Source organism: Bacillus sp. HNG, from assembly GCF_003400205.1.
Classification (GTDB): Bacteria; Bacillota; Bacilli; order Bacillales; family Bacillaceae_L; genus Ferdinandcohnia.
On record NZ_QUQV01000012.1, the window covers coordinates 24,103 to 43,789 of the forward strand.

Annotated in this window: 18 protein-coding genes, 1 pseudogene and 1 riboswitch; of the genes and pseudogenes, 11 read left to right on the plus strand and 8 right to left on the minus strand. The window is 38.4% G+C overall.

Translation table 11 applies throughout. From position 1 onward, the window contains the following. Positions 1–116 precede the first annotated feature (116 nt). From DZB84_RS18725 to DZB84_RS18755, 7 genes and pseudogenes are all read left to right on the plus strand, one after another. Complete coding sequence (locus tag DZB84_RS18725; RefSeq protein ID WP_116353841.1) at positions 117–1,274, plus strand: glycerate kinase; 1,158 nt, start codon at positions 117–119, stop codon at positions 1,272–1,274. Then, positions 1,264–2,373 carry a 2-keto-3-deoxygluconate permease gene (locus DZB84_RS18730; RefSeq protein WP_116353842.1) on the plus strand — a complete coding sequence of 370 codons (1,110 nt, stop codon included), beginning with the start codon at positions 1,264–1,266 and terminating at the stop codon, positions 2,371–2,373. The genes DZB84_RS18725 and DZB84_RS18730 overlap by 11 nt, the downstream gene beginning before the upstream one ends. A gap of 78 nt (positions 2,374–2,451) precedes the next feature. Beyond that, entirely contained in the window at positions 2,452–3,741 is a 1,290-nt protein-coding gene (gene larA, locus DZB84_RS18735) for a nickel-dependent lactate racemase (RefSeq protein WP_116353843.1), read from the plus strand. Positions 3,742–3,768: 27 nt separating this feature from the next. Next, a pseudogene (locus DZB84_RS18740) lies at positions 3,769–3,903 on the plus strand (4-hydroxythreonine-4-phosphate dehydrogenase PdxA); the annotation flags it as partial. Between the two features lie 79 nt (positions 3,904–3,982). Further along, a riboswitch (PreQ1 riboswitch) is annotated at positions 3,983–4,029 on the plus strand. 121 nt (positions 4,030–4,150) lie between these two features. Next, positions 4,151–4,651 (plus strand): preQ(1) synthase, encoded by a 501-nt coding sequence (gene queF, locus DZB84_RS18745; RefSeq protein ID WP_116353844.1) that lies wholly within the window; start codon positions 4,151–4,153, stop codon positions 4,649–4,651. Positions 4,652–4,757: 106 nt separating this feature from the next. Beyond that, entirely contained in the window at positions 4,758–5,423 is a 666-nt protein-coding gene (queC, locus tag DZB84_RS18750) for a 7-cyano-7-deazaguanine synthase QueC (protein WP_116353845.1), read from the plus strand. Between the two features lie 4 nt (positions 5,424–5,427). Further along, positions 5,428–5,967 carry a VUT family protein gene (locus DZB84_RS18755; protein ID WP_116353846.1) on the plus strand — a complete coding sequence of 180 codons (540 nt, stop codon included), beginning with the start codon at positions 5,428–5,430 and terminating at the stop codon, positions 5,965–5,967. Between the two features lie 118 nt (positions 5,968–6,085). On the opposite strand, the gene DZB84_RS18760 is transcribed toward DZB84_RS18755, so the two are convergent. Then, entirely contained in the window at positions 6,086–6,916 is an 831-nt protein-coding gene (locus tag DZB84_RS18760) for a LysM peptidoglycan-binding and 3D domain-containing protein (protein ID WP_116353847.1), read from the minus strand. Positions 6,917–7,142: 226 nt separating this feature from the next. On the opposite strand from DZB84_RS18760, the gene DZB84_RS18765 reads away from it, so the two are divergent. After that, positions 7,143–7,484 carry a zinc ribbon domain-containing protein YjdM gene (locus DZB84_RS18765; protein ID WP_116353848.1) on the plus strand — a complete coding sequence of 114 codons (342 nt, stop codon included), beginning with the start codon at positions 7,143–7,145 and terminating at the stop codon, positions 7,482–7,484. Between the two features lie 86 nt (positions 7,485–7,570). On the opposite strand, the gene DZB84_RS18770 is transcribed toward DZB84_RS18765, so the two are convergent. From DZB84_RS18770 to DZB84_RS18790, 5 genes are all read right to left on the minus strand, one after another. Next, on the minus strand, positions 7,571–8,473 hold the full coding sequence (locus DZB84_RS18770) for an EamA family transporter (RefSeq protein ID WP_116353849.1): 903 nt from the start codon (positions 8,471–8,473) through the stop codon (positions 7,571–7,573). Positions 8,474–8,622: 149 nt separating this feature from the next. Continuing rightward, positions 8,623–10,155, minus strand: coding sequence for a glycine betaine uptake BCCT transporter (locus tag DZB84_RS18775; protein WP_116353850.1), 1,533 nt, complete (start codon positions 10,153–10,155; stop codon positions 8,623–8,625). A 66-nt stretch (positions 10,156–10,221) separates the two neighbouring features. Further along, positions 10,222–10,890, minus strand: coding sequence for a hypothetical protein (locus DZB84_RS18780; protein ID WP_116353851.1), 669 nt, complete (start codon positions 10,888–10,890; stop codon positions 10,222–10,224). A 241-nt stretch (positions 10,891–11,131) separates the two neighbouring features. Further along, positions 11,132–11,560: a VOC family protein gene (locus DZB84_RS18785; RefSeq protein WP_116353852.1), complete on the minus strand. Its 429-nt coding sequence runs from the start codon at positions 11,558–11,560 to the stop codon at positions 11,132–11,134. A 145-nt stretch (positions 11,561–11,705) separates the two neighbouring features. After that, on the minus strand, positions 11,706–12,653 hold the full coding sequence (locus tag DZB84_RS18790; RefSeq protein WP_116353853.1) for an SDR family NAD(P)-dependent oxidoreductase: 948 nt from the start codon (positions 12,651–12,653) through the stop codon (positions 11,706–11,708). A 315-nt stretch (positions 12,654–12,968) separates the two neighbouring features. On the opposite strand from DZB84_RS18790, the gene DZB84_RS18795 reads away from it, so the two are divergent. After that, complete coding sequence (locus DZB84_RS18795; RefSeq protein ID WP_223254510.1) at positions 12,969–14,399, plus strand: multicopper oxidase family protein; 1,431 nt, start codon at positions 12,969–12,971, stop codon at positions 14,397–14,399. A gap of 120 nt (positions 14,400–14,519) precedes the next feature. Here DZB84_RS18795 and ahpF read toward each other — a convergent pair whose 3' ends face one another. Both ahpF and ahpC read right to left on the minus strand, forming a co-directional pair. Beyond that, positions 14,520–16,100: an alkyl hydroperoxide reductase subunit F gene (gene ahpF, locus DZB84_RS18800; RefSeq protein WP_116353854.1), complete on the minus strand. Its 1,581-nt coding sequence runs from the start codon at positions 16,098–16,100 to the stop codon at positions 14,520–14,522. A gap of 12 nt (positions 16,101–16,112) precedes the next feature. Beyond that, entirely contained in the window at positions 16,113–16,682 is a 570-nt protein-coding gene (gene ahpC / locus DZB84_RS18805) for an alkyl hydroperoxide reductase subunit C (protein ID WP_116353855.1), read from the minus strand. Positions 16,683–17,241: 559 nt separating this feature from the next. On the opposite strand from ahpC, the gene proB reads away from it, so the two are divergent. Together proB and DZB84_RS18815 are read left to right on the plus strand one after the other, a co-directional pair. Beyond that, entirely contained in the window at positions 17,242–18,369 is a 1,128-nt protein-coding gene (gene proB, locus DZB84_RS18810) for a glutamate 5-kinase (protein ID WP_116353856.1), read from the plus strand. Continuing rightward, positions 18,362–19,606 (plus strand): glutamate-5-semialdehyde dehydrogenase, encoded by a 1,245-nt coding sequence (locus DZB84_RS18815; protein WP_116353857.1) that lies wholly within the window; start codon positions 18,362–18,364, stop codon positions 19,604–19,606. The genes proB and DZB84_RS18815 overlap by 8 nt, the downstream gene beginning before the upstream one ends. Positions 19,607–19,687: the final 81 nt, after the last annotated feature.

The following is a 19,687-nucleotide window of genomic DNA, read 5'->3' on the forward strand; positions in this document are numbered from 1 at the left end:
ATAATTATTTGAATTTATATAATAATTTGTATTTTACATATAAAGAAGATTTGAAGCAAGTACGTTATAATAAATAAACAGATAATTGTAAACGTTTACAACGGGAGGGTTACAAAATAAAAATTTTAATTGCACCCGATTCATTTAAGGGCAGCGTGACAGCAATTGAAGCAGCCTTGTCAATTGAAAAGGGAATAATAAATGCATTTCCACATGCAGAAACAAAATTAATACCTATGGCAGATGGTGGAGAAGGAACAATGGAAAATCTCATTACTTCGACGGCAGGACATAAAGTTGCAGTAACTGTAACTGGTCCTCTAGGTAAACCGATCGAGGCATTTTTCGGGGTTCTAGGTGATAATGAGACATGCATTATTGAAATGGCCAGTGCTTCTGGCTTGGATTTAATAAGTTTTTCAGAGCGTAACCCATTGACTGCAACAACCTTTGGTACCGGAGAATTAATTAAGAGAGCACTTGACGATGGGTACCGAAAATTTGTATTAGCGATAGGTGGTTCAGCCACAAATGATGGTGGAGTTGGTATGCTACAGGCTCTTGGTATACAAATTCTTGACAAATCAGGGAACGATATTGGCTTTGGTGGAGGTGCATTAAGTCAAATTCACGAAGTACGTATGGATCATTTTGACAAACGGATTTATGAAAGTCATTTTTTAATTGCCTCGGATGTGGAAAATCCACTTGTAGGTGATAACGGAGCTTCTCATGTGTTTGGACCACAAAAAGGTGCAACAGATGAAATGGTTCAGATCCTCGATCAAAATCTTACCCATTGGGCGAATGTGGTAGAACAGGTAACAGGAATCCGATTACATGATATGCCGGGTGCTGGAGCTGCCGGAGGAATAGGCGGAGCCTTTCAAGCATTTTTCCCTTCAACAATGAAAAGAGGGATAGATGTTGTTATCCAATATTCAAAACTTGTCGATCATCTTGAGGATGTTGATCTTGTGATCACGGGGGAAGGACAGGTAGATTTTCAAACGGCATTTGGAAAAACTCCAATGGGGGTGGCACAAACAGCAAATAAACTAAACATCCCAACTATTATAATTGCAGGGTCTGTTGGTAAAGGAATTCAAACGTTGTATCAATTTGGGGTCATTGCGGTATTTAGTATTATTAATCGTCCATTACGTTTAGAGGATGCGATGCAGGAAACGAAAAAGTTATTAGAACAAACAGCTGAGCAAGTTTGCCGCACTTATTTTTTTAATAGACAGGGGGAGAAAAGAAATGAAGATTAAGCAAGCAATTGAAAAAGTACCAGGTGGATTGATGGTTGTACCATTGATGCTAGGGGCATTGTTTAATACAGTGGATCAAATGCACATACCAGCAGTTATGAATTTTTTAAAAGCTTTAGGAGTTGCTCCAACAGCTGACGGCCATTATGAGCTTTTACGTATTGGTGGTTTTTCTGAAGCGTTATTTAAAAATGGCTCATTAACATTGATCGCATTATTCCTATTCTGTGCAGGTAGCCAGATGAATCTTAGAGTCGGTGGAATTGCTTTGAAAAAAGGAGTATTGCTGACATCGTCAAAATATTTAACGGGTCTTGCTGTTGGTATAGTATTTGGATACCTTTTTGATCCAATGAATGGTTTTCTTGGGTTATCAACGATGGCAATAATTGCGGCAATGACAAATGGAAACGGTGGGATGTATGCAGCTTTGACAGGCCAATATGGAAATAGATCGGATGTAGGTGCCGTATCTGTCTTATCCTTAAATGATGGTCCATTTTTTACGTTAATGTCATTAGGTCTTTTAGGTTCTAAATTCCCAATTATTGCGTTTATCGCTGTTTTATTGCCAATTGCATTAGGAATGATTCTTGGGAACCTTGACCCTGAGGTTCGTGAATTTTTAGCTCCGGGTGAAATCCTACCAGTTCCATTCTTTGCGTTTGCACTAGGTGCTGGGATGAACTTTATGACATTCTTCAATCCAAGCGTCGTTGGGGCTGGGTTGCTTCTGGGGATTATGACGGTCGTATTAACTGGATTAACTGGAATTCTCGTATTTAAGCTGTTTAGAGAAAAAAGTTATATCGCGCCAGTAGCTGAGGCGTCTACAGCAGGTAATGCAGTAGGTACGCCGGCAGCAATCGCAGCTGCTGCAGTTGTTGCATCAGGTTCTGGTATGATGAGCGCTGCAGAAGCCCAGGCTTATCAGGATATTGCGAACTTGGCGACGATGCAAATTTCAATATCTACCTTAACGACAGCCATTCTTTGTCCAGTTGCTGTAATAATGGTGGATAAATACCAACGAAGTAAAGGCATTGACGGTAAACTGGAAAATCCTAAGATGCCAAAAGATCCTGGATTACCAGTATAAAAAAGTACCCCACCCCTGGCTGATTAAGAGGCTAGGGGTGGTTATTTATTAGAAATGATGGATGAAAGGGAGAAGAAAATGCAAACAACTTTGTTATATGGAAAAGACAACTTAACGATCAATGTTCCGGATCATGCACTCATTCTTGAACCGAAAAATCTCTCAGGACTGAATGATGAAATGGGGGCTTTAAAAGCGGCACTCAAAAATCCAATTGGGTCACCACCTTTAGCGGAAATGGTAAAAGCAACGGATAAGGTAGCCATTGTGATTAGTGATATTACCAGGCCGACACCAAATGAAAAACTCGTCCCAGCTTTAATAAAAGAATTAAGTCATGTTCCGCTTGAAAACTTTGTGATTATTAATGGGACGGGTACACATCGTGACCAAACGAAGGAAGAGTTTATCCAAATGTTAGGACAATGGGTTGTTGATAACATTCGGATTATTAATAACCAATGTCATAACAAGGAAACACTGGTCAAAGTAGGACATAGTAAATTTGGATGTGATGTATATTTAAATAAAGAATATGTTGAAGCAGATTTTCGAATTGTAACGGGTTTTATTGAGCCTCATTTTTTTGCTGGCTTTTCGGGTGGACCAAAGGGAATCATGCCTGGGATTGCAGGGATAGAAACCATAATGACCTTCCATAATGCAAGGATGATCGGTGATCCATTAGCTACTTGGGGAAATATGGAGAATAACCCATTGCAGGAGATGACAAGAGAGATAAACATGATGTGCAAACCACATTTCATGCTGAATGTTACCTTGAACCGTGAAAAACAAATTACAAATGTGTTTGCTGGAGAATTAATAGCAGCCCATGACAAAGGCTGTGAATTTGCAAAAGAGCATGCAATGACGAAATGTGATCAGCGTTTTGATGTAGTTATCACATCAAATTCTGGCTACCCACTCGATCAAAATTTGTACCAAGCTGTAAAAGGTATGAGTGCAGCCCACAAAATCGTAAAAAAAGGCGGATCGATTATTGTCGCGTCAGAGTGCTCGGATGGACTTCCAAGCCACGGGAATTATTCGGACATATTAAAGATGGCCAATACCCCACAAGAACTCCTAGATATGATTAATAATCCTGAATTTAAAACCTTTGATCAATGGCAAGTACAAAAGCAGGCAGTCATACAAGTATGGGCGGATGTATATGTATATTCTCTGCTTACTGATGAACAAGTGACACAGGCGATGTTGAAGCCAACACACAATATTGAAGCAACGTTAGAACATCTTAAAGAAAAGTATGGAGAAGACATGTCTGTTGCGGTACTTCCATTAGGACCACTAACCATACCTTATGTCGAATCGGAGGATAAGGAGTACGTCTCTATAAAATAGTTCAACCGATGCTGTTATCGGCACCGAACAGTTGGCTTACCCATTATTCGTACGAGTGTTGACCATAGTACTGCTTTTGATATTGCAGGTAAAGGGATTGTGGACGAAAGAAGCTTAACTGAAGCTATTCGCCAGGCGGTAGATTTTGCACCGAAAGGATAATGGCATCTTTAAACATTCCATTTGACGTTCTCACCTAAATATTATATATTAGATTGAAGTAAAGAATGCCCAGGCAAGTATGGGAGAGGTTCATAGCTGATACCCTCTATAAAAAACTATGGAAACATGACAAGTGCCATGTCCATAAGCGGATGTGGCTTTTTCTGTTTTTTACATACGTATTTTATAGAACTGGCTAAACCTCTTTTGACAAGTGTTGGGATACATTTACAAGGAGGTTTTTTTTATGTCTGGCCGAAGCCATGAAGAAGGTTTAAAAGATTTAACACTATTAGGTAATCAAAATACCCAATATTCATTTGAATATGCACCAGAGGTACTTGAAGCAGTAGATAATCTTCATACTAATCGTGATTACTTTGTGAAATTTAATTGTCCAGAGTTCACTAGTCTATGCCCACTTACACATCAACCTGACTTTGCGACAATATATATATCATATATTCCTGACAAAAAACTTGTTGAGAGTAAATCATTAAAATTATATTTATTTAGCTTTAGAAATCATGGTGATTTCCATGAGGATTGTGTGAATATCATAATGAACGATTTAATCAAATTACTTGATCCAAGATATATCGAGGTATGGGGGAAATTTACTCCGCGTGGAGGTATCTCGATTGATCCATGGTGTAATTATGGGAAGCCAGGAACGAAATATGAGGAAATGGCGAATTACCGTTTAATGAACCATGACTTAAATCCTGAAAAAATCGATAATCGATAAAAAAGAATTGAATGAAGAAAGAGGTTTTTAGCTACCCTCTTAAAAAAACTAAGAAACAGCACTTTTTCTTAGGGTGCTGTTTTTTCGTTAAAAGGTGGTTTTGATAATGAAGCGAGAAAAAGCAATTGTTGTGTTTAGTGGAGGTCAAGATAGCACAACATGTTTGTTTTGGGCAAAGGAGCGTTTTGAAGAGGTTGAAGCTGTCACTTTTGATTATGGTCAAAAGCATCGGCTTGAAATCCAATGTGCAAAGGATATAACAGCAGAACTGGGTGTCAAACATCATATTCTTGATATGTCGCTACTGAATCAGCTTGCTCCGAATGCATTGACACGTCAAGAAATAAAGGTAGAAGCGGGAGAAAATGGCGAGTTGCCATCCACCTTTGTGCCTGGTCGAAATCTGCTCTTCCTTTCATTTGCTGGAGTTTTAGCGCGTCAAGTAGGGGCAAAGCATATCGTGACTGGCGTTAGTGAAACAGATTTTAGCGGATATCCTGATTGCCGAGATATTTTTATGAAATCGCTGAATGTAACGTTAAATTTATCGATGGACGATTCCTTTGTGATAGACACACCGTTAATGTGGTTGAATAAGGCACAAACTTGGGAGCTTGCTGATCAGCTTGGAGCACTTCAATTTGTCCGGAAAAGAACATTAACGTGCTATAACGGTATAATCGCAGATGGCTGTGGAGAATGCCCGGCATGCAAATTGCGCAAAAAAGGGCTAGATGAATTTTACTTAGGGAAATCAAACTTAGAGGAGTAATATCATGAGAATACTATTTTACTTGTTATCGATTGTTACCGCAAATGTGGTAACAGCAGCATTAGCGCCATTACAGTTTGGAATTTTTATCGTGCCAATGGGTACGCTGTTGGTTGGAGCGACCTTTATTCTCCGGGACTTGGTGCAACATAAATATGGTAGAAGGAAAACATATTTATTTATTTTCATAGCTTTAATCTTATCAGCATTGGTATCATTCATGCTGGGGGATACATTATTGATTGTGGTGGCTTCGGCTATTTCATTTATTGTGTCCGAATCAGCTGATACAGAAATTTATACGAGATTGAAACTACCAATAGCTTGGCGTGTGTTCTACAGTGGCATTGTTGGAGGGTTTCTTGATTCTGTTATTTTTGTAGTGATTGGTTTAAGTCCTCTTGGGGCTAATATTCTACCTTGGGAGGCTGTACCAGCGGCTATTTTAGGGCAAATTATTGTTAAGACGATCATTCAAATGATTGGTGCTTTAATATTGAACCAAGTTCGATTGAATGGTTTGAATAACGCAGAGAGCCATTAAATAAAATCCTTTGTAAAAGCCACACAAGTGTGGCTTTTACATTTTATAAGAAAAACACTGTGAAACCTCGAATTTCATGATTTTGCAGTGTCCTAACTAAAGCAAAGCTAATTCTGAATTAGTCTAAAACAGTCACCTTCACTTGTTTTCTTCCGAAATTGATGGCTTCTTGTTTAGAAGGAATAAAGACATCGATTTTGTTTCCTTTGATAGCTCCACCAGTGTCCCCAGCAATTGCTTCTCCATAGCCTTCCACATAGACTTTGCTGCCAAGAGGAATAATAGATGGGTCAACTGAGATCACCTTTGCATTAGGGTTTTCTAATAGATTAATTCCAGTTGATGTAATGCCTGAGCATCCTTCACAAGTTGCGGTGTAAGCTGTAGCTTCCATGATAAATTCCTTTGAACCTGTCTTACTTGTTTCAGTAGCTGGCGCTGATGCAGTGCTAGTATTTGCAGCTTCAGTTGTTGGTGCTGTAGCTATCGTTTCCTTTTGTGTTTCAACAGCAGGTACTGAACTTGCACTTACCTTTGTTGCTACTTCAACAGACTGTACCGGTTTTTCCGCAGTAATAGCAGCCGTTGCTTTTACACCTTCAAAGATTACTAGATTTAATCCAGGATGGATCAGATCTGTATGTAATTGATTCCACTGTTTAAGTTGAGAAACTGTAACCTGATGATCCCTTGCTATATCCCATAATGTATCCCCTTGCTTAACTGTATATTGTTTTTCGGGTACTATAGTAAGTTCATCCCCAGGATGGATAAGGTCTGTCATAAGTTGATTTAACATTTTGATATTCTTTACGGATGAGTTATTTGCCCTTGAGAGCTCCCAAAGCGTATCTCCTTTTTGAACTGTAATCGTTGAAGCTTGTACATTAGCACTTACTGTTACTGAGAGCACAGTACCCGCCAAAATTGAGACCATTTTTTTAAGCATTCTTTTACCCTCCATGTTCCTTTAGTTGCTAATTTTCAATAATCGTAACATAGATTTTTGCTAGACAAAGAACAGGGAGGTGTTAATTTGGTAACATCTATGGCAATTATATTGCAAGAATATTTCTGGTAGTCTTTAAAAAGGGATACCGCTGGTCATAGTAAAGTATAAAGTATGCTAATATGTAGAGGATGATATCAATATAATTAATGGAGGAATTAAATTTATGAGCAATCTACCAAATTGTCCAAAATGTAATTCTGAATACACTTATGAGGATGGAGCATTATTGGTTTGCCCAATATGTGGTCATGAGTGGGCTCAAGGGTCAGAAGTGGAGAGTAATGAAGATAATAATGTAGTCAAGGATGCAAATGGAAATATATTAAATGATGGAGATACTGTAACGGTTATTAAAGACCTTAAAGTAAAAGGAAGTTCATCCACACTAAAGCAAGGTACCAAAGTGAAAAGTATACGTTTGGTAGAAGGCGATCATAACATCGACTGTAAAATTGATGGGTTTGGAGCAATGAAATTAAAATCAGAGTTTGTTAAAAAGGTATAATTGGTTTTTATTAAAAAAGCGTCAAAGACTATTCTATGTCATTGACGCTTTAATTATGAAGGGTGTTCTAGTAAGCTTCCAAAACGCTACCCCTCAACTTGCTTTCTTGCTCTAGTAAGTCTACTACCAAGTTCATTCAATGCAATCGCTGCTATTATAATAATTGTACCTAACCACTGAAGCCCCGAAACGGTTTCAGATAAAATAAGACTGGCTGATAGAATAGCAATAGGTAATTCAATGGATGTTAATATATTCGCAATTCCACCGGGAACCAATGGGGAGCCCACTGCGAAAAAGAGTGGGGGAAGAACGGCTCCAAATAGTGAAACACCTGCGGCAGCTGATAATAAGTTTGTCTCCAATGGCAGTACGGATGGTATTTCACGCATGAAAAGGACAAGTATTAAGATGGTTGACCCAGTTGCCATTAAGGAAGTCCGAGTTAATGGATCTACATCTACTGCAACCTTTCCGCTGAAAAAAATAAACCCCGCATACGTAAATGCAGAAAGAATCCCAAATAGGAAACCTTTAAGAGGGAGCCCTTGGATGTCGCCATTTACTATATTGGAAGCAAAAAAGACCCCGATCAAAATGAATACGATAGATAGAATCGTGATAGGTGCGGGTTTTATTTTGGTGAAAATCCACTCTAATATAATTCCAATCCAAACGAATTGAAACATTAAAATGATGGCCAATGAGGCTGGCAGATACTGCATCGAGCCATAATAAAAAATACTTGTTAATCCGATAAAACAACCGGTAATCATAATTTGTGGGACATTCTTTTTATTCAGCCCTTTAAAGCTAGGGCGTTTTATTAGGGTGATAGACCATAATATAAACGAGGATATAATCATCTGAACAATATTAATTTGGCCGAGGGAATAACCATAGCTAAAACCCAATTTAGCAAAAATCGGTGTAAAACCAAAACATCCAGCACCTAATAGTACAAATAAGATGCCCTTATTCATTTTCATTATGTAACCTCCTGATGCGCAAAAACTATTAGACTATTATAGCATACAAAGGAGGGAGACAGGTCTTTTTCAATCCTTTATAAGAGTGGTTCTATTTGGAAGTTATCCAATAAAAAATCTCCTTGGAATCAAGGAGATTTTTTGTGCTGTCAATTCTTTATGGAGCGGGTTATATTTTTATTTCCTCTTTGTACGTCAACTTCACTTTTTAAACCTTTCAATAATGAGAAGCACATGACAATCAAGATAATTGTAAAAGGAAGCGCTGCTGCGATGGAGGCTGTTTGCAATACCTCCAATCCTCCTGCTAAGAGCAGTACAGCGGCTAGAGCTGATTGAATAACGCCCCACGTGACTTTAATTTTATTCGAAGGATTTAATGTTCCGCCTTCACTCAACATGCCGAGTACAAAGGTGGCAGTATCAGCAACCGTTATATAATAAATGGCGACCACCGCAAACCCCAAAATACTTAACAAAGAACTTAATGGGAGATAATCAAAGAATGTAAAGATGGACAATGAAACATTTTCAGTAATATGGGTTGCTAGATCATGATTTCCTGTGTTTTGAACAAGTTCTAATGCAGAACCCCCAAATACGGACATCCAAAGACATGTTCCAAGGGTAGGGAAAATCAAGACGCCAATAACAAACTCTCTTACCGTTCTTCCTTTAGAAACGCGTGCAATAAACATTCCCACGAATGGCGCCCAGGCAATCCACCATGCCCAATAAAATAGAGTCCATGATGCAATCCATTCCCCTGTACCAAAAGGCTGTAACCTTAAACTCATATGAATAAAGTCACTAATATAGAGACCTGTTGTATTAAAAAATACTTTTATAACAGTCAAAGTTGGTCCCAAAATTAAAATTGCGAGCATAATCGCAAACGATAAAATCATTGCAGCATTTGATAAGTATTGGATTCCTCTCTCTAAGCCTGTATTAATGGAGATTGTAAACAGGACTGTTGCGACTGCAATCACAATTAGCTGTACGATTAACCCATTAGGAACCCCGAATATGTCATGCATTCCAGCCGTAACTTGCATGGCACCAAGGCCTAAGGATGTGGCAATTCCAAAAACTGTTGCGAAAATGGATAGTATATCAATTGTCTTTCCAATCGGTCCGTAGATTCGATCGCCAAGCATTGGATAAAATGCTGAACTGATTGATGCGGGAAGCTTTTTATTATATTGAAAAAAAGCAAGTGCTAAACCAATGATTGTATAAATCGCCCAAGGGTCTAGACCCCAATGAAAAAAGGTATATTTCATTGCGGTATTAGCTGCGTCAATCGTATAAGGCTCGCCATAGGGAGGGCTAGTGTAATGGGTGACTGGTTCGGCAACACCCCAATAGACAATCCCTATTCCCATCCCTGCACCGAACAACATCGCAAGCCAAGAAGCGGTATTGAAATCAGGCCGGTCTGTTTTTTTACCTAGCCGGATATCACCATATCTTGAGAACAATAAAAATACAGAGAAAATCACAAAGAATAAGGTCGCCGCAAGATATACCCAGCCGAGGTAATCAATTGAACCATTATAGATGATATCGGTGACATGAGCGAGATTATCTGTAAAAAAGACTCCCCATACAATAAAAATCAGAGTAAGTATTAATGAAATAATAAAAACACTTGAACCGTTTTGACCTTTCTTAGCCATGGGAACCTCCTAGTAAAATAAATGCAATATTTTTGTGTCATCATTCGAACATGAAAAGAGGTTATCTTAATCCTGAAGATTATAAAGGAACTCCCACTTGTCGGCGTTCATCAACTCAAAAGCCGATACTTCTAGTCCTCCTCCTAGATAAACCGTTTCGGCTTTAACTGCCAGAACCATCGTTATAAATAATTCGGGACTGTCCTTTTTTTGATAGATGTCTCCTAAGGCTGGTAGCAAAACATTGTCTGAAAGATTCACATTTTGGGGTGGGAGCTCCTGTAAGTCTGCTACATCACCAGATTCCATGTCTTTAAAATCAATCGGGTGGCTGTTTTTGTCCCGTCCGGGGACCATTAACATATACTCATTGTGCTTGACGCCGTGAGAATTACTTGTAATGATTCCTTTTTTATCTACCGTTTCAACCATTTCAATTTCATTTAGTGAATACGTATCTAAGGAATCGGGCCTTGGGTTGTGAATTAATATATAATCTCCTTCTTCAGCATTTTGGTCGAGTTTGAGCGTATATGCCTTGTGATTGAAAATAAAGCTATCAAGCTCCTTAGGCTTGTACCTTTCTACTTGTGCTGCACTGGTTAAATGCTGTGATAAATCCCTTAACTTTATAAGATGAACAGATTGCTTATACATTGGTTTTACCCCATAAACCTTATGTAACTCATTATTGTAATAGACAAATTGTCCTTTTCTGATTTGAAACAATTTCACCAATAAAACTCCCTTCGACCATAGGTTTATAAAGCTGCGTAATCACTCGAGGATCTTGGATGTAGTGGAAGTCTTTTCACATTACCTTTTATTAGCATGTCTTTTTTTGGGAAAACAATGTAAGAATTGGAAAGTTTAAAAGAGGGAAATTCGTTGAGGCATTTCGGAAGATTTTAATAAACTCAAACAAGCCAAAAAAAGATACAGTCTTTTCTTAAAAGAAAAGGTCTGTATCTTTTTTTTACATGGCCATCTCTCCGTTGTCATAGTTAATTTGCCATTGGATTCCGAATTTATCTGTTACTTGACCGTAGAGCTTGCTCCAGAAGGTTTCTTGTAGTTCCATAACAACTGTGCCGCCATCTTTTAATTGTTCATACCAAGATTTTAAATCATCCACATTTTTACTAATTAACGCAAGTGTAACATTGTCGCCAACAGTATATGGCTGACCAGGGAAGTTATCTGAAAACATGACATTACTTCCATCAATGTTAAGACGTGCATGTAACACCAAATCTTTTGCTTCCTCTGGAAGCGGGTATTCTGGACTCTGTGGTGCTTGACTAAAGGTCATAATTTGAGGTGTTTCACATTTAAACACTTTTGCGTAAAATTCAACAGCTTCCCGGCAATTGCCATTAAAAACTAGATATACATCTACAGACATCTCATCCACTCCTCTAAATTGTTTTATGTACATCTTCCATTTTATCCGATTATTTAAATCATAGACAATTTTACTATCTGATATATGGAGATGGAAAAAATGATGTAGATGTTTTTAAGCAGTTCTAAAAAAGGGCTTTCACCAGTTAGAATGTAAAATTTTTAGTAAGCGTAGTGCTCATGTTCCATATTTGTTTTACATTTTGAGGATTTATAGCGTAAGTAGGGTAGCTACTTGAACCAAAGACGTTCTTTAATTGGGCAAATCCTTTTTCAGTTGTTGCTGGATGAACAATTTCTCTTTTATGATTGATAAGCTGTCCGGTTACATCTTTAAAATCATTCGAGGTGCAGATATGAAAATATGTGTCGGCCATGCCAGATGGTACGGGGTTAGTAAGATTTTGTAGTTTGGCAAACACTTTCCAAAAAGAATTCAATTTGTCAATCGTCTCTTTTGATAGCTTTACACGGTTAATTTGAAGAGCATTTATTTTAATACCCATGCCTTTCAATTCTTCAGCCATTTTGAAGGTTAACATTAATAACGCCATTTTTGAATCTCCATACATCTTGTAGGTGCTATATGGACGTGTATCCTTGTGTTCTCCACGCAAATTGTCGAATTCGATCTCTCTTTTTGGATCGAAGAAATTTTTGATGTTTGTTGTACAAGCATGGAGGATCCTTGGATCGGATGATTTTGCTAAATGATCAATTAGTAAACGCGTCATTAAAAAAGGACCAAAAGTATTCGTAGCAAAAGATAATTCAATATGGTCGGGACTGAGTTTATATTCTTTTATTCCATGATTTAAGTACGCTGCGTTATGTATTAGAATGTCCAGTCGTGGGTATTTCTCTTTAAAAGCAGTGCAAAATGCATGAATTGAATCGAAGGAAGAGACATCAAGCTTCATTAAATCTACATGGGTATTTTTGGTGGTTTCAATAATCTCTCTGTGGGCAACAGAACTAATCTCGATATTGCGGCAACCCATAATCACATGATATCCCTCTTCTGCAAATTTAAGCGCTGCAGCTTTTCCAATCCCGGAATTTGCACCTGTAATGAGAACAAATTTATCCTTCATTACAAACCTCCTTTTTTCTTAGGTCTCCTTAAAATAGGTAATTAGCATTATTAAGATAGTACCTTAAAGGATGAGACAAAACTGTCGAAGTTTAGGATATAAACACAATTATTTATCGACGAGAAGTTGGCGTTATTTACTAATTATGTGTCAAAATTATGACAAAGTGGTAATTCAAAATGGACAAAGAAAAAACGTAGTAAAATAGACTAGACACAAGGTTTAAAACATATTCTACCAAATGGGTAAGAGAGGAAGTAAGGGAAAAAATTGAAATCATATAATAGATTTTTTGCACTACTAATGAGTTTACTGATGATTAGTTTGGCAGGTTGTGGAAAGGAAGAAATCATAACAAATGTAGGAGAGCTAGACTTTACGCAACCATTAAAAATTCCAGAACTTGTCGAACCTACAATAGAACCAGATGGCACTAAAAACTTTACTTTAACTATGCAAACTGGAAAAACTGAATTGTTGCCAGGGAAAATGGCGGACACATTTGGAATTAATGGGACTTATTTAGGACCCACCATTAGAGTTTCGCGCGGTGACAAGGTTTCTTTTAATGTTGTTAACGACCTAGGAGAGACATCCACTTTACACTGGCACGGAATGAGATTGCCGGCTGTAATGGATGGAGGTCCGCACCAGATGATTGAAGCGGGGGAGACATGGACGCCACATTGGACCATTGACCAGCCATCTGCAACTACTTGGTATCACCCACACTTACATGGGAAGACAGCACAACACGTATATAAGGGACTTGCTGGCATGTTTATCATCGATGATGAAGATTCCAAAAAGCTTCCTTCTGATTATGGGGTGGATGATATTCCGCTTATTATCCAAGATAAGTTGTTTGCGAGTGATGGTCAAATGAAAGAAGATGAAGAAGGGATTTTTGGTACACTCGGGGATGAAATTCTTGTAAACGGAACGTATGACCCGTATCTTGAAGTGACATCAAGCCAGGTTCGATTCCGATTGTTGAATGGTTCAAATGCAAGAGCATATCATTTTGGCTTTACCGATGGTCGTTCTTTTAAGCTTGTCGCGAATGATGTTGGGCTTCTTCAAGAGCCAGTTTCGATGGAACAAATCATGTTAAGTCCTGGAGAACGTGCAGAAATCGTGGTGGATTTCAAGCCCGGAGAGGAAACCATTCTCCGTAGTTATAGTGGGAATAATGGTATTGATAATGGGGAATTTGATTTGTTGAAGATCATTGCAGCTTCAGCTTTAAAAGAATCAGAGCCAATAGATGGACAGCTTTCAACCGTTCCGCCAATCGAAGTACCAAAGAATGCACCGATTCGTGAATTCAAATTAACCATGGAGAACAAAATTAACGACAAAGTAATGGATATGTACCGGGTTGATGAAGTTGTTCCAGCTGGTACAACGGAGATTTGGGAAATTAATAATTTTGGTTGGTCTCATAATTTTCATATTCATAATGCAGCGTTCCGTATTTTGGACATTAACGATAAGGAACCTCGAGAGTATGAAAAAGGCAGAAAGGACACCGTATTTGTTCCAAATGGGTCAAAGGTTCGAATCGTTGTAGAGTTTGGTAACTATCCTGACCCTAATGTTCCGTATATGTATCACTGTCATTTACTGCGTCATGAAGATGACGGTATGATGGGGCAATTTTTATTGGTAGAACCAGGTACAGAATCACAGGTGCCAACGACATTGCCTAAAGGCGATAATGGACATGATAATCATCATGAATAAAGAGGATTCGTAATATGAGAAAAAGGGAAGAACTTAAACCGTTCTTACCTTTTTTTATATAAATAAAAAAAGTCACTTTACTACCGGTAGGGCAATAAAGTGACTTTCCTATATATAATCTTATTGATGAACTAATGTTTTCTTTTCAGCTTCATCAGCTTTTGTATCCCAATTGTTTCGGATGATGTAATCAAATGCACTTAAAGACGCAGTTGCACCTGATCCCATTGAAATAATGATTTGTTTATATGGACTATTTGTACAGTCCCCTGCAGCAAACACTCCAGGAATACTCGTTGCACCACGGTTATCGACAACAATTTCACCCATTCGATTACGTTCAATTGTGTCATCAAGCCAATCCGTATTTGGTACAAGACCAATTTGAACAAACACACCCTGTAATTCAATATGATGTTCTTTTTCAGTTTCACGGTCAACATAAGAAATACCGTTTACTTTGTCAGTTCCCGTAATTTCAGTTGTTTGAGCATTCGTGATTACTGTTACATTAGGAAGACTGTGAAGGCGATCTTGAAGTACAGTGTCAGCCTTCAATTCTGAATTAAATTCAAGAACTGTCACATGCTTCACAATGCCTGCCAGGTCAATTGCAGCTTCAACACCAGAGTTACCTCCGCCAATAACGGCTACGTGCTTGCCGGCAAACAATGGACCATCACAATGTGGACAGTAAGCAACACCTTTGTTTTTGAACTCAGCTTCACCTGGTACATTGACATTACGCCAACGGGCACCAGTTGAAAGGATTACGGTTTTACTCTTTAAGACAGCGCCGTTTTCCAGTTCAATTTCAACAAGATCTTTCTTTTCAATACGTTTCGCACGCTGTAAGTTCATTACATCGACGTCATATTCTTTTACATGTTCTTCAAGGCTAGCTGCTAGCTTAGGACCTTCAGTGTACTTAACACTAATAAAGTTCTCAATGCCAAGTGTGTCCATAATCTGGCCACCAAAGCGTTCAGCAACAATACCTGTGCGTATGCCTTTACGTGCTGCATATACGGCCGCACTTGCACCCGCAGGTCCGCCACCAACAACAAGAACATCAAATGGCTCTTTATCAGCAAACTCTGAAGCGTCTGGAGTACCTCCTACTTTTGATAGGATTTCCTCTAATGTCATGCGACCGCCACCGAATGCTTCACCATTTAAGAATACGGTTGGTACTGCCATGATATCTTTGCTTTCAACTTCCTCTTTATAAGCAGCCCCGTCAATCATGGTATGTGTAATGCCAGGGTTAAGAACGCTCATTACGTTTAATGCTTGTACAACGTCAGGACAGTTATGGCAACTTAGGCTGACATATGTTTCAAAGTGGTATTCGCCTTTCAAATCTATGATTTGGTCGATCAGCTTTTGATCGACTTTCGGCGCTCTTCCGCTAACTTGTAAGAGAGCTAACACGAATGAGGTGAACTCGTGTCCAAGAGGGATACCTGCAAAGGTCACTCCGCTATCTTCGCCAACACGATTCACACTAAAGCTTGGTGTTCTTTCTAATTGTGTATGCTCCACTTTAATTTTAGGAGACATAGCTGTCAACTCTTCAACGAGAGACAGCATGTCCTTTGAAACATTATCCGAGCCTGTGCTAACTTTAAGTAGCACATCATTTTCTAAAAGCTGAAGATATTGCGCTAATTGTTGCTTAATATCTGCATCTAGTATCATTTTGGGCACCCCTTAAATTTTACCTACTAAGTCTAGGCTTGGCTTAAGTGTTTCGCCACCTTCTTGCCATTTAGCTGGGCAAACTTCACCTGGATTGTTACGTACATATTGTGCAGCTTTAATTTTATCAATTAATTGGCTAGCGTCACGGCCAATACCATCTGCATTAATTTCTACTGCTTGGATAATTCCGTCTGGATCAATGATGAATGTACCACGGTCAGCAGCACCTTCTTCTTCTCTTAAAACGTCAAATTGGCGAGAAAGAACGTGTGCAGGGTCACCAATCATTGTATAGGTAATTTTACCAATTGCTTCTGATGAATCGTGCCATGCTTTATGTGTGAAATGTGTATCTGTTGATACAGAATATACTTCTACACCTAAATCTTTTAATGTTGCATATTGGTTTTGAAGATCCTCAAGTTCAGTTGGGCAAACGAATGTGAAATCTGCTGGATAAAAGCAAACAACACTCCATTGACCTTTTAGGTTTTCTTGAGAAACCTCAATAAAATCGCCAGTACCGGCATTATAAGCTTGTGCTTTGAACTCTTCTACTTGTTTTCCAATAAGTGACATACTAAATTCCTCCATTGTTATTATATTTAAAAATAGATTATTAGTAGTATGGACTAAAAATCTATAATTATTACTTGTTTATACTAATTATTATATAGATATTATTATTTATGTCAACGATAATGCATTAATTAATTATAATTAAATAGTATTTTCCTTTTTTGATAAAACATTCATTCCCAATTCTTCCTCTCATATTATCAGTTAGCGACATTGACATTGCAACAAATTTGATTCATAATATTCCTAATCATAAAACATAATTAGTTATGCACACTTGTATATATAAGAGGTAAAGATAGGGAACTAGTAAATAGTCCTCAGGTAAAAGAGAGTAAAATTCATCGGCTGAAAGATTTTACGCGCCTGCAATGCTATTGAACCTGTCCCTTGAACTGTTAGGCAAAACCTAACCGTTGCCCGCGTTAAAGGTTTTCGAGTGGGTATTAGAATGAATTTCTAGTGCCAATAAAGGTGGTACCACGAGAGACAATGGTCTTTTCGTCCTTTTTATAGGGATGGAAGGGCCTTTTTTTATAACAATTTGGCGGTGAATGAAATGAAGAAAAAACGCATTGTTGTCAAAATAGGGAGTAGTTCATTAACAAATCAAAATGGTGGACTTAGTATTGAGAAACTACGCGAGCACGTTGATGCGATTGCACGATTAAAGAAACTTGGGCATGAAGTCATTCTCATTTCATCAGGTGCTGTTGCAGCCGGGTTTATGGATCTTGGATATTCTTCTCGACCTAAAACCGTGGCGGGAAAGCAAGCAGCTGCAGCTGTTGGACAGGGTTTACTTTTAAAAGGGTATACCGAAGAATTTAAAAAACATGGGATTGTTGCTGCACAATTGTTGTTAACCAGGCAGAATTTCTTATATAAAGACCAATATAATAATGCTTATGCAACCTTATCGGAACTGCTAAAACGAAATGTTGTACCTGTTATCAATGAGAATGATTCGGTCTCACTAGAAGAATTAAATTTTGGGGATAATGACATGTTATCAGCGCTAGTAAGTGGTCTCGTACATGCAAATTTTTTGATCATCATTACCGATGTCAATGGCATCTACGATCAAAACCCACGAACACATCCAGAAGCAAAAAGGTACAATTTCCTCGAAACCATTCATGATGAACTGTTAAGTGGTGCCACCGAAACAGGTTCTAAGGTAGGCACAGGGGGAATGAAATCAAAAATTGAGGCAGCACGTACTGCGTTAGGTCTCGGGGTTAAAGTGTTTATTGGCTCTGGTTCTGGTGGGGAAAAATTTGTTGATATCCTTGCAGGAAAAGGGGATGGAACATATATTGGGAACTCCTCACTTACTAGTATGAATACATCAAAACAGTGGCTAGCTTTACATTCAATTCCTAATGGGAAAATTGAAGTTGATCAGGGCGCAGCAACGGCTATTCTAAGACACGGTAAAAGTCTTCTTCCTGCAGGAGTGACAAATATTATTGGCAATTTTAGAATCAATGACGTTGTTGAGGTTGTGAACGTAAAGGGAGATATTATCGGAAAAGGAAAAGTTAATTTTTCTTCCGATCAATTAATTGAAATAAAAGGATTATCCAGCACCAAAGCCATGGTTAAGGTAAACAGTGATCAAGGTGTTGTCATTCATAGGGACAATTGGGTAAGTCAAAAAGGGAGGAGAGTTAAATATGAGTGAGTTAATTGAAAAGGCGAAAAAGGCAAAAAAAGCAGCTTCGGTTCTAGCAAAAGCGTCCACAGAACAAAAAAACAAGGCACTATCTGCAATTTCTGAGCAACTCATAAAGGAACAAACGTTTATTTTAGAAGAAAATCTTAAAGATTTACAGGCTGGAAAAGAAAATGGGATGAGTGAGTCATTACTAGACCGCTTAACGCTAAATAAACAGCGAATTCAAGATATGGCAGACGCTCTTATTCTTTTGACAGAGCTTGAAGACCCAATTGGACAATTATTAGAAGAATGGGAGCGTCCAAATGGTCTTAAAATTGCTCAGGTTCGAGTTCCTCTTGGGGTAATTGGAATGATCTATGAGGCACGACCAAATGTAACAGTAGATGCATCAAGTCTTTGTTTAAAGACAGGAAATGCCGTAGTGCTTCGAGGTAGCTCCACAGCGATCCATTCTAACAAAGCAATCGTAAAGGTAATCCAGCATGCGCTTGAAGGAAGTAATCTACCAATTGAGGCCGTACAATTATTAGAAGATACTAGCCGAGAGACAGCATCAGAAATGTTCAAACTAAATGAATATCTTGATGTTTTAATTCCACGAGGTGGCGCAAAGTTGATTCAGACGGTTGTCCAAAACTCAACCGTTCCAGTACTAGAAACTGGTGCAGGAAATTGTCATGTGTTTATTGATGAAACAGCTGACGCTAAGATGGCTATAGACATTGCGATTAATGCAAAAACGCAAAGACCATCTGTATGTAATGCGATTGAAAATGTTCTTGTACAAAAGGTTTGGGCGTCTAACCACTTAGAGGAGTTAATAACGGCTTTACAAGAGCATGATGTTCAAATTCATGGTGATGAAGTAGTCCAACAAATAGGGAAGGATATTATTCCTGCTCGTACGGAAGACTGGGGAACGGAATTTTTAGGGCCAGAGGTTGCCGTAAAAGTAGTTGAGAATGTAGGAGAGGCCATTGCCCATATTAACCAATATGGAACAAAGCATTCAGAAGCGATTATTTCTGAATCAGCTGAAAATGTGGAGCAATTTTTCACAGAAGTGGATGCCGCGGCTGTTTACCATAATGCATCAACCAGATTTACAGATGGATTTGAATTTGGATTTGGCGCTGAAATCGGAATTAGTACGCAAAAACTCCATGCACGTGGACCAATGGGGTTACCTGCTCTTACTTCTACCAAATATACAATTCGAGGAAATGGACAAATTAGGTAAGTTGAATACAAACAGTGGGGGATGTATCCAAGATATTTTGGAGCATCCCCTTTTCATTTTTTAAGTTTACATATCTGTTTA

What these genes read in the sequence shown, in the direction of transcription:
- queF (WP_116353844.1), top strand. Translation starts at nt 4,151, where the DNA reads ATGTCTGGCCGAAGCCATGAAGAAGGTTTAAAAGATTTAACACTATTA.
- ahpC (WP_116353855.1), bottom strand. Translation starts at nt 16,682, where the DNA reads ATGTCACTTATTGGAAAACAAGTAGAAGAGTTCAAAGCACAAGCTTAT.
- DZB84_RS18760 (WP_116353847.1), bottom strand. Translation starts at nt 6,916, where the DNA reads ATGCTTAAAAAAATGGTCTCAATTTTGGCGGGTACTGTGCTCTCAGTA.
- DZB84_RS18755 (WP_116353846.1), top strand. Translation starts at nt 5,428, where the DNA reads ATGAGAATACTATTTTACTTGTTATCGATTGTTACCGCAAATGTGGTA.
- DZB84_RS18785 (WP_116353852.1), bottom strand. Translation starts at nt 11,560, where the DNA reads ATGTCTGTAGATGTATATCTAGTTTTTAATGGCAATTGCCGGGAAGCT.
- DZB84_RS18790 (WP_116353853.1), bottom strand. Translation starts at nt 12,653, where the DNA reads ATGAAGGATAAATTTGTTCTCATTACAGGTGCAAATTCCGGGATTGGA.
- DZB84_RS18730 (WP_116353842.1), top strand. Translation starts at nt 1,264, where the DNA reads ATGAAGATTAAGCAAGCAATTGAAAAAGTACCAGGTGGATTGATGGTT.
- DZB84_RS18770 (WP_116353849.1), bottom strand. Translation starts at nt 8,473, where the DNA reads ATGAAAATGAATAAGGGCATCTTATTTGTACTATTAGGTGCTGGATGT.
- DZB84_RS18775 (WP_116353850.1), bottom strand. Translation starts at nt 10,155, where the DNA reads ATGGCTAAGAAAGGTCAAAACGGTTCAAGTGTTTTTATTATTTCATTA.
- ahpF (WP_116353854.1), bottom strand. Translation starts at nt 16,100, where the DNA reads ATGATACTAGATGCAGATATTAAGCAACAATTAGCGCAATATCTTCAG.
- DZB84_RS18815 (WP_116353857.1), top strand. Translation starts at nt 18,362, where the DNA reads ATGAGTGAGTTAATTGAAAAGGCGAAAAAGGCAAAAAAAGCAGCTTCG.
- DZB84_RS18795 (WP_223254510.1), top strand. Translation starts at nt 12,969, where the DNA reads ATGATTAGTTTGGCAGGTTGTGGAAAGGAAGAAATCATAACAAATGTA.
- larA (WP_116353843.1), top strand. Translation starts at nt 2,452, where the DNA reads ATGCAAACAACTTTGTTATATGGAAAAGACAACTTAACGATCAATGTT.
- proB (WP_116353856.1), top strand. Translation starts at nt 17,242, where the DNA reads ATGAAGAAAAAACGCATTGTTGTCAAAATAGGGAGTAGTTCATTAACA.
- queC (WP_116353845.1), top strand. Translation starts at nt 4,758, where the DNA reads ATGAAGCGAGAAAAAGCAATTGTTGTGTTTAGTGGAGGTCAAGATAGC.
- DZB84_RS18765 (WP_116353848.1), top strand. Translation starts at nt 7,143, where the DNA reads ATGAGCAATCTACCAAATTGTCCAAAATGTAATTCTGAATACACTTAT.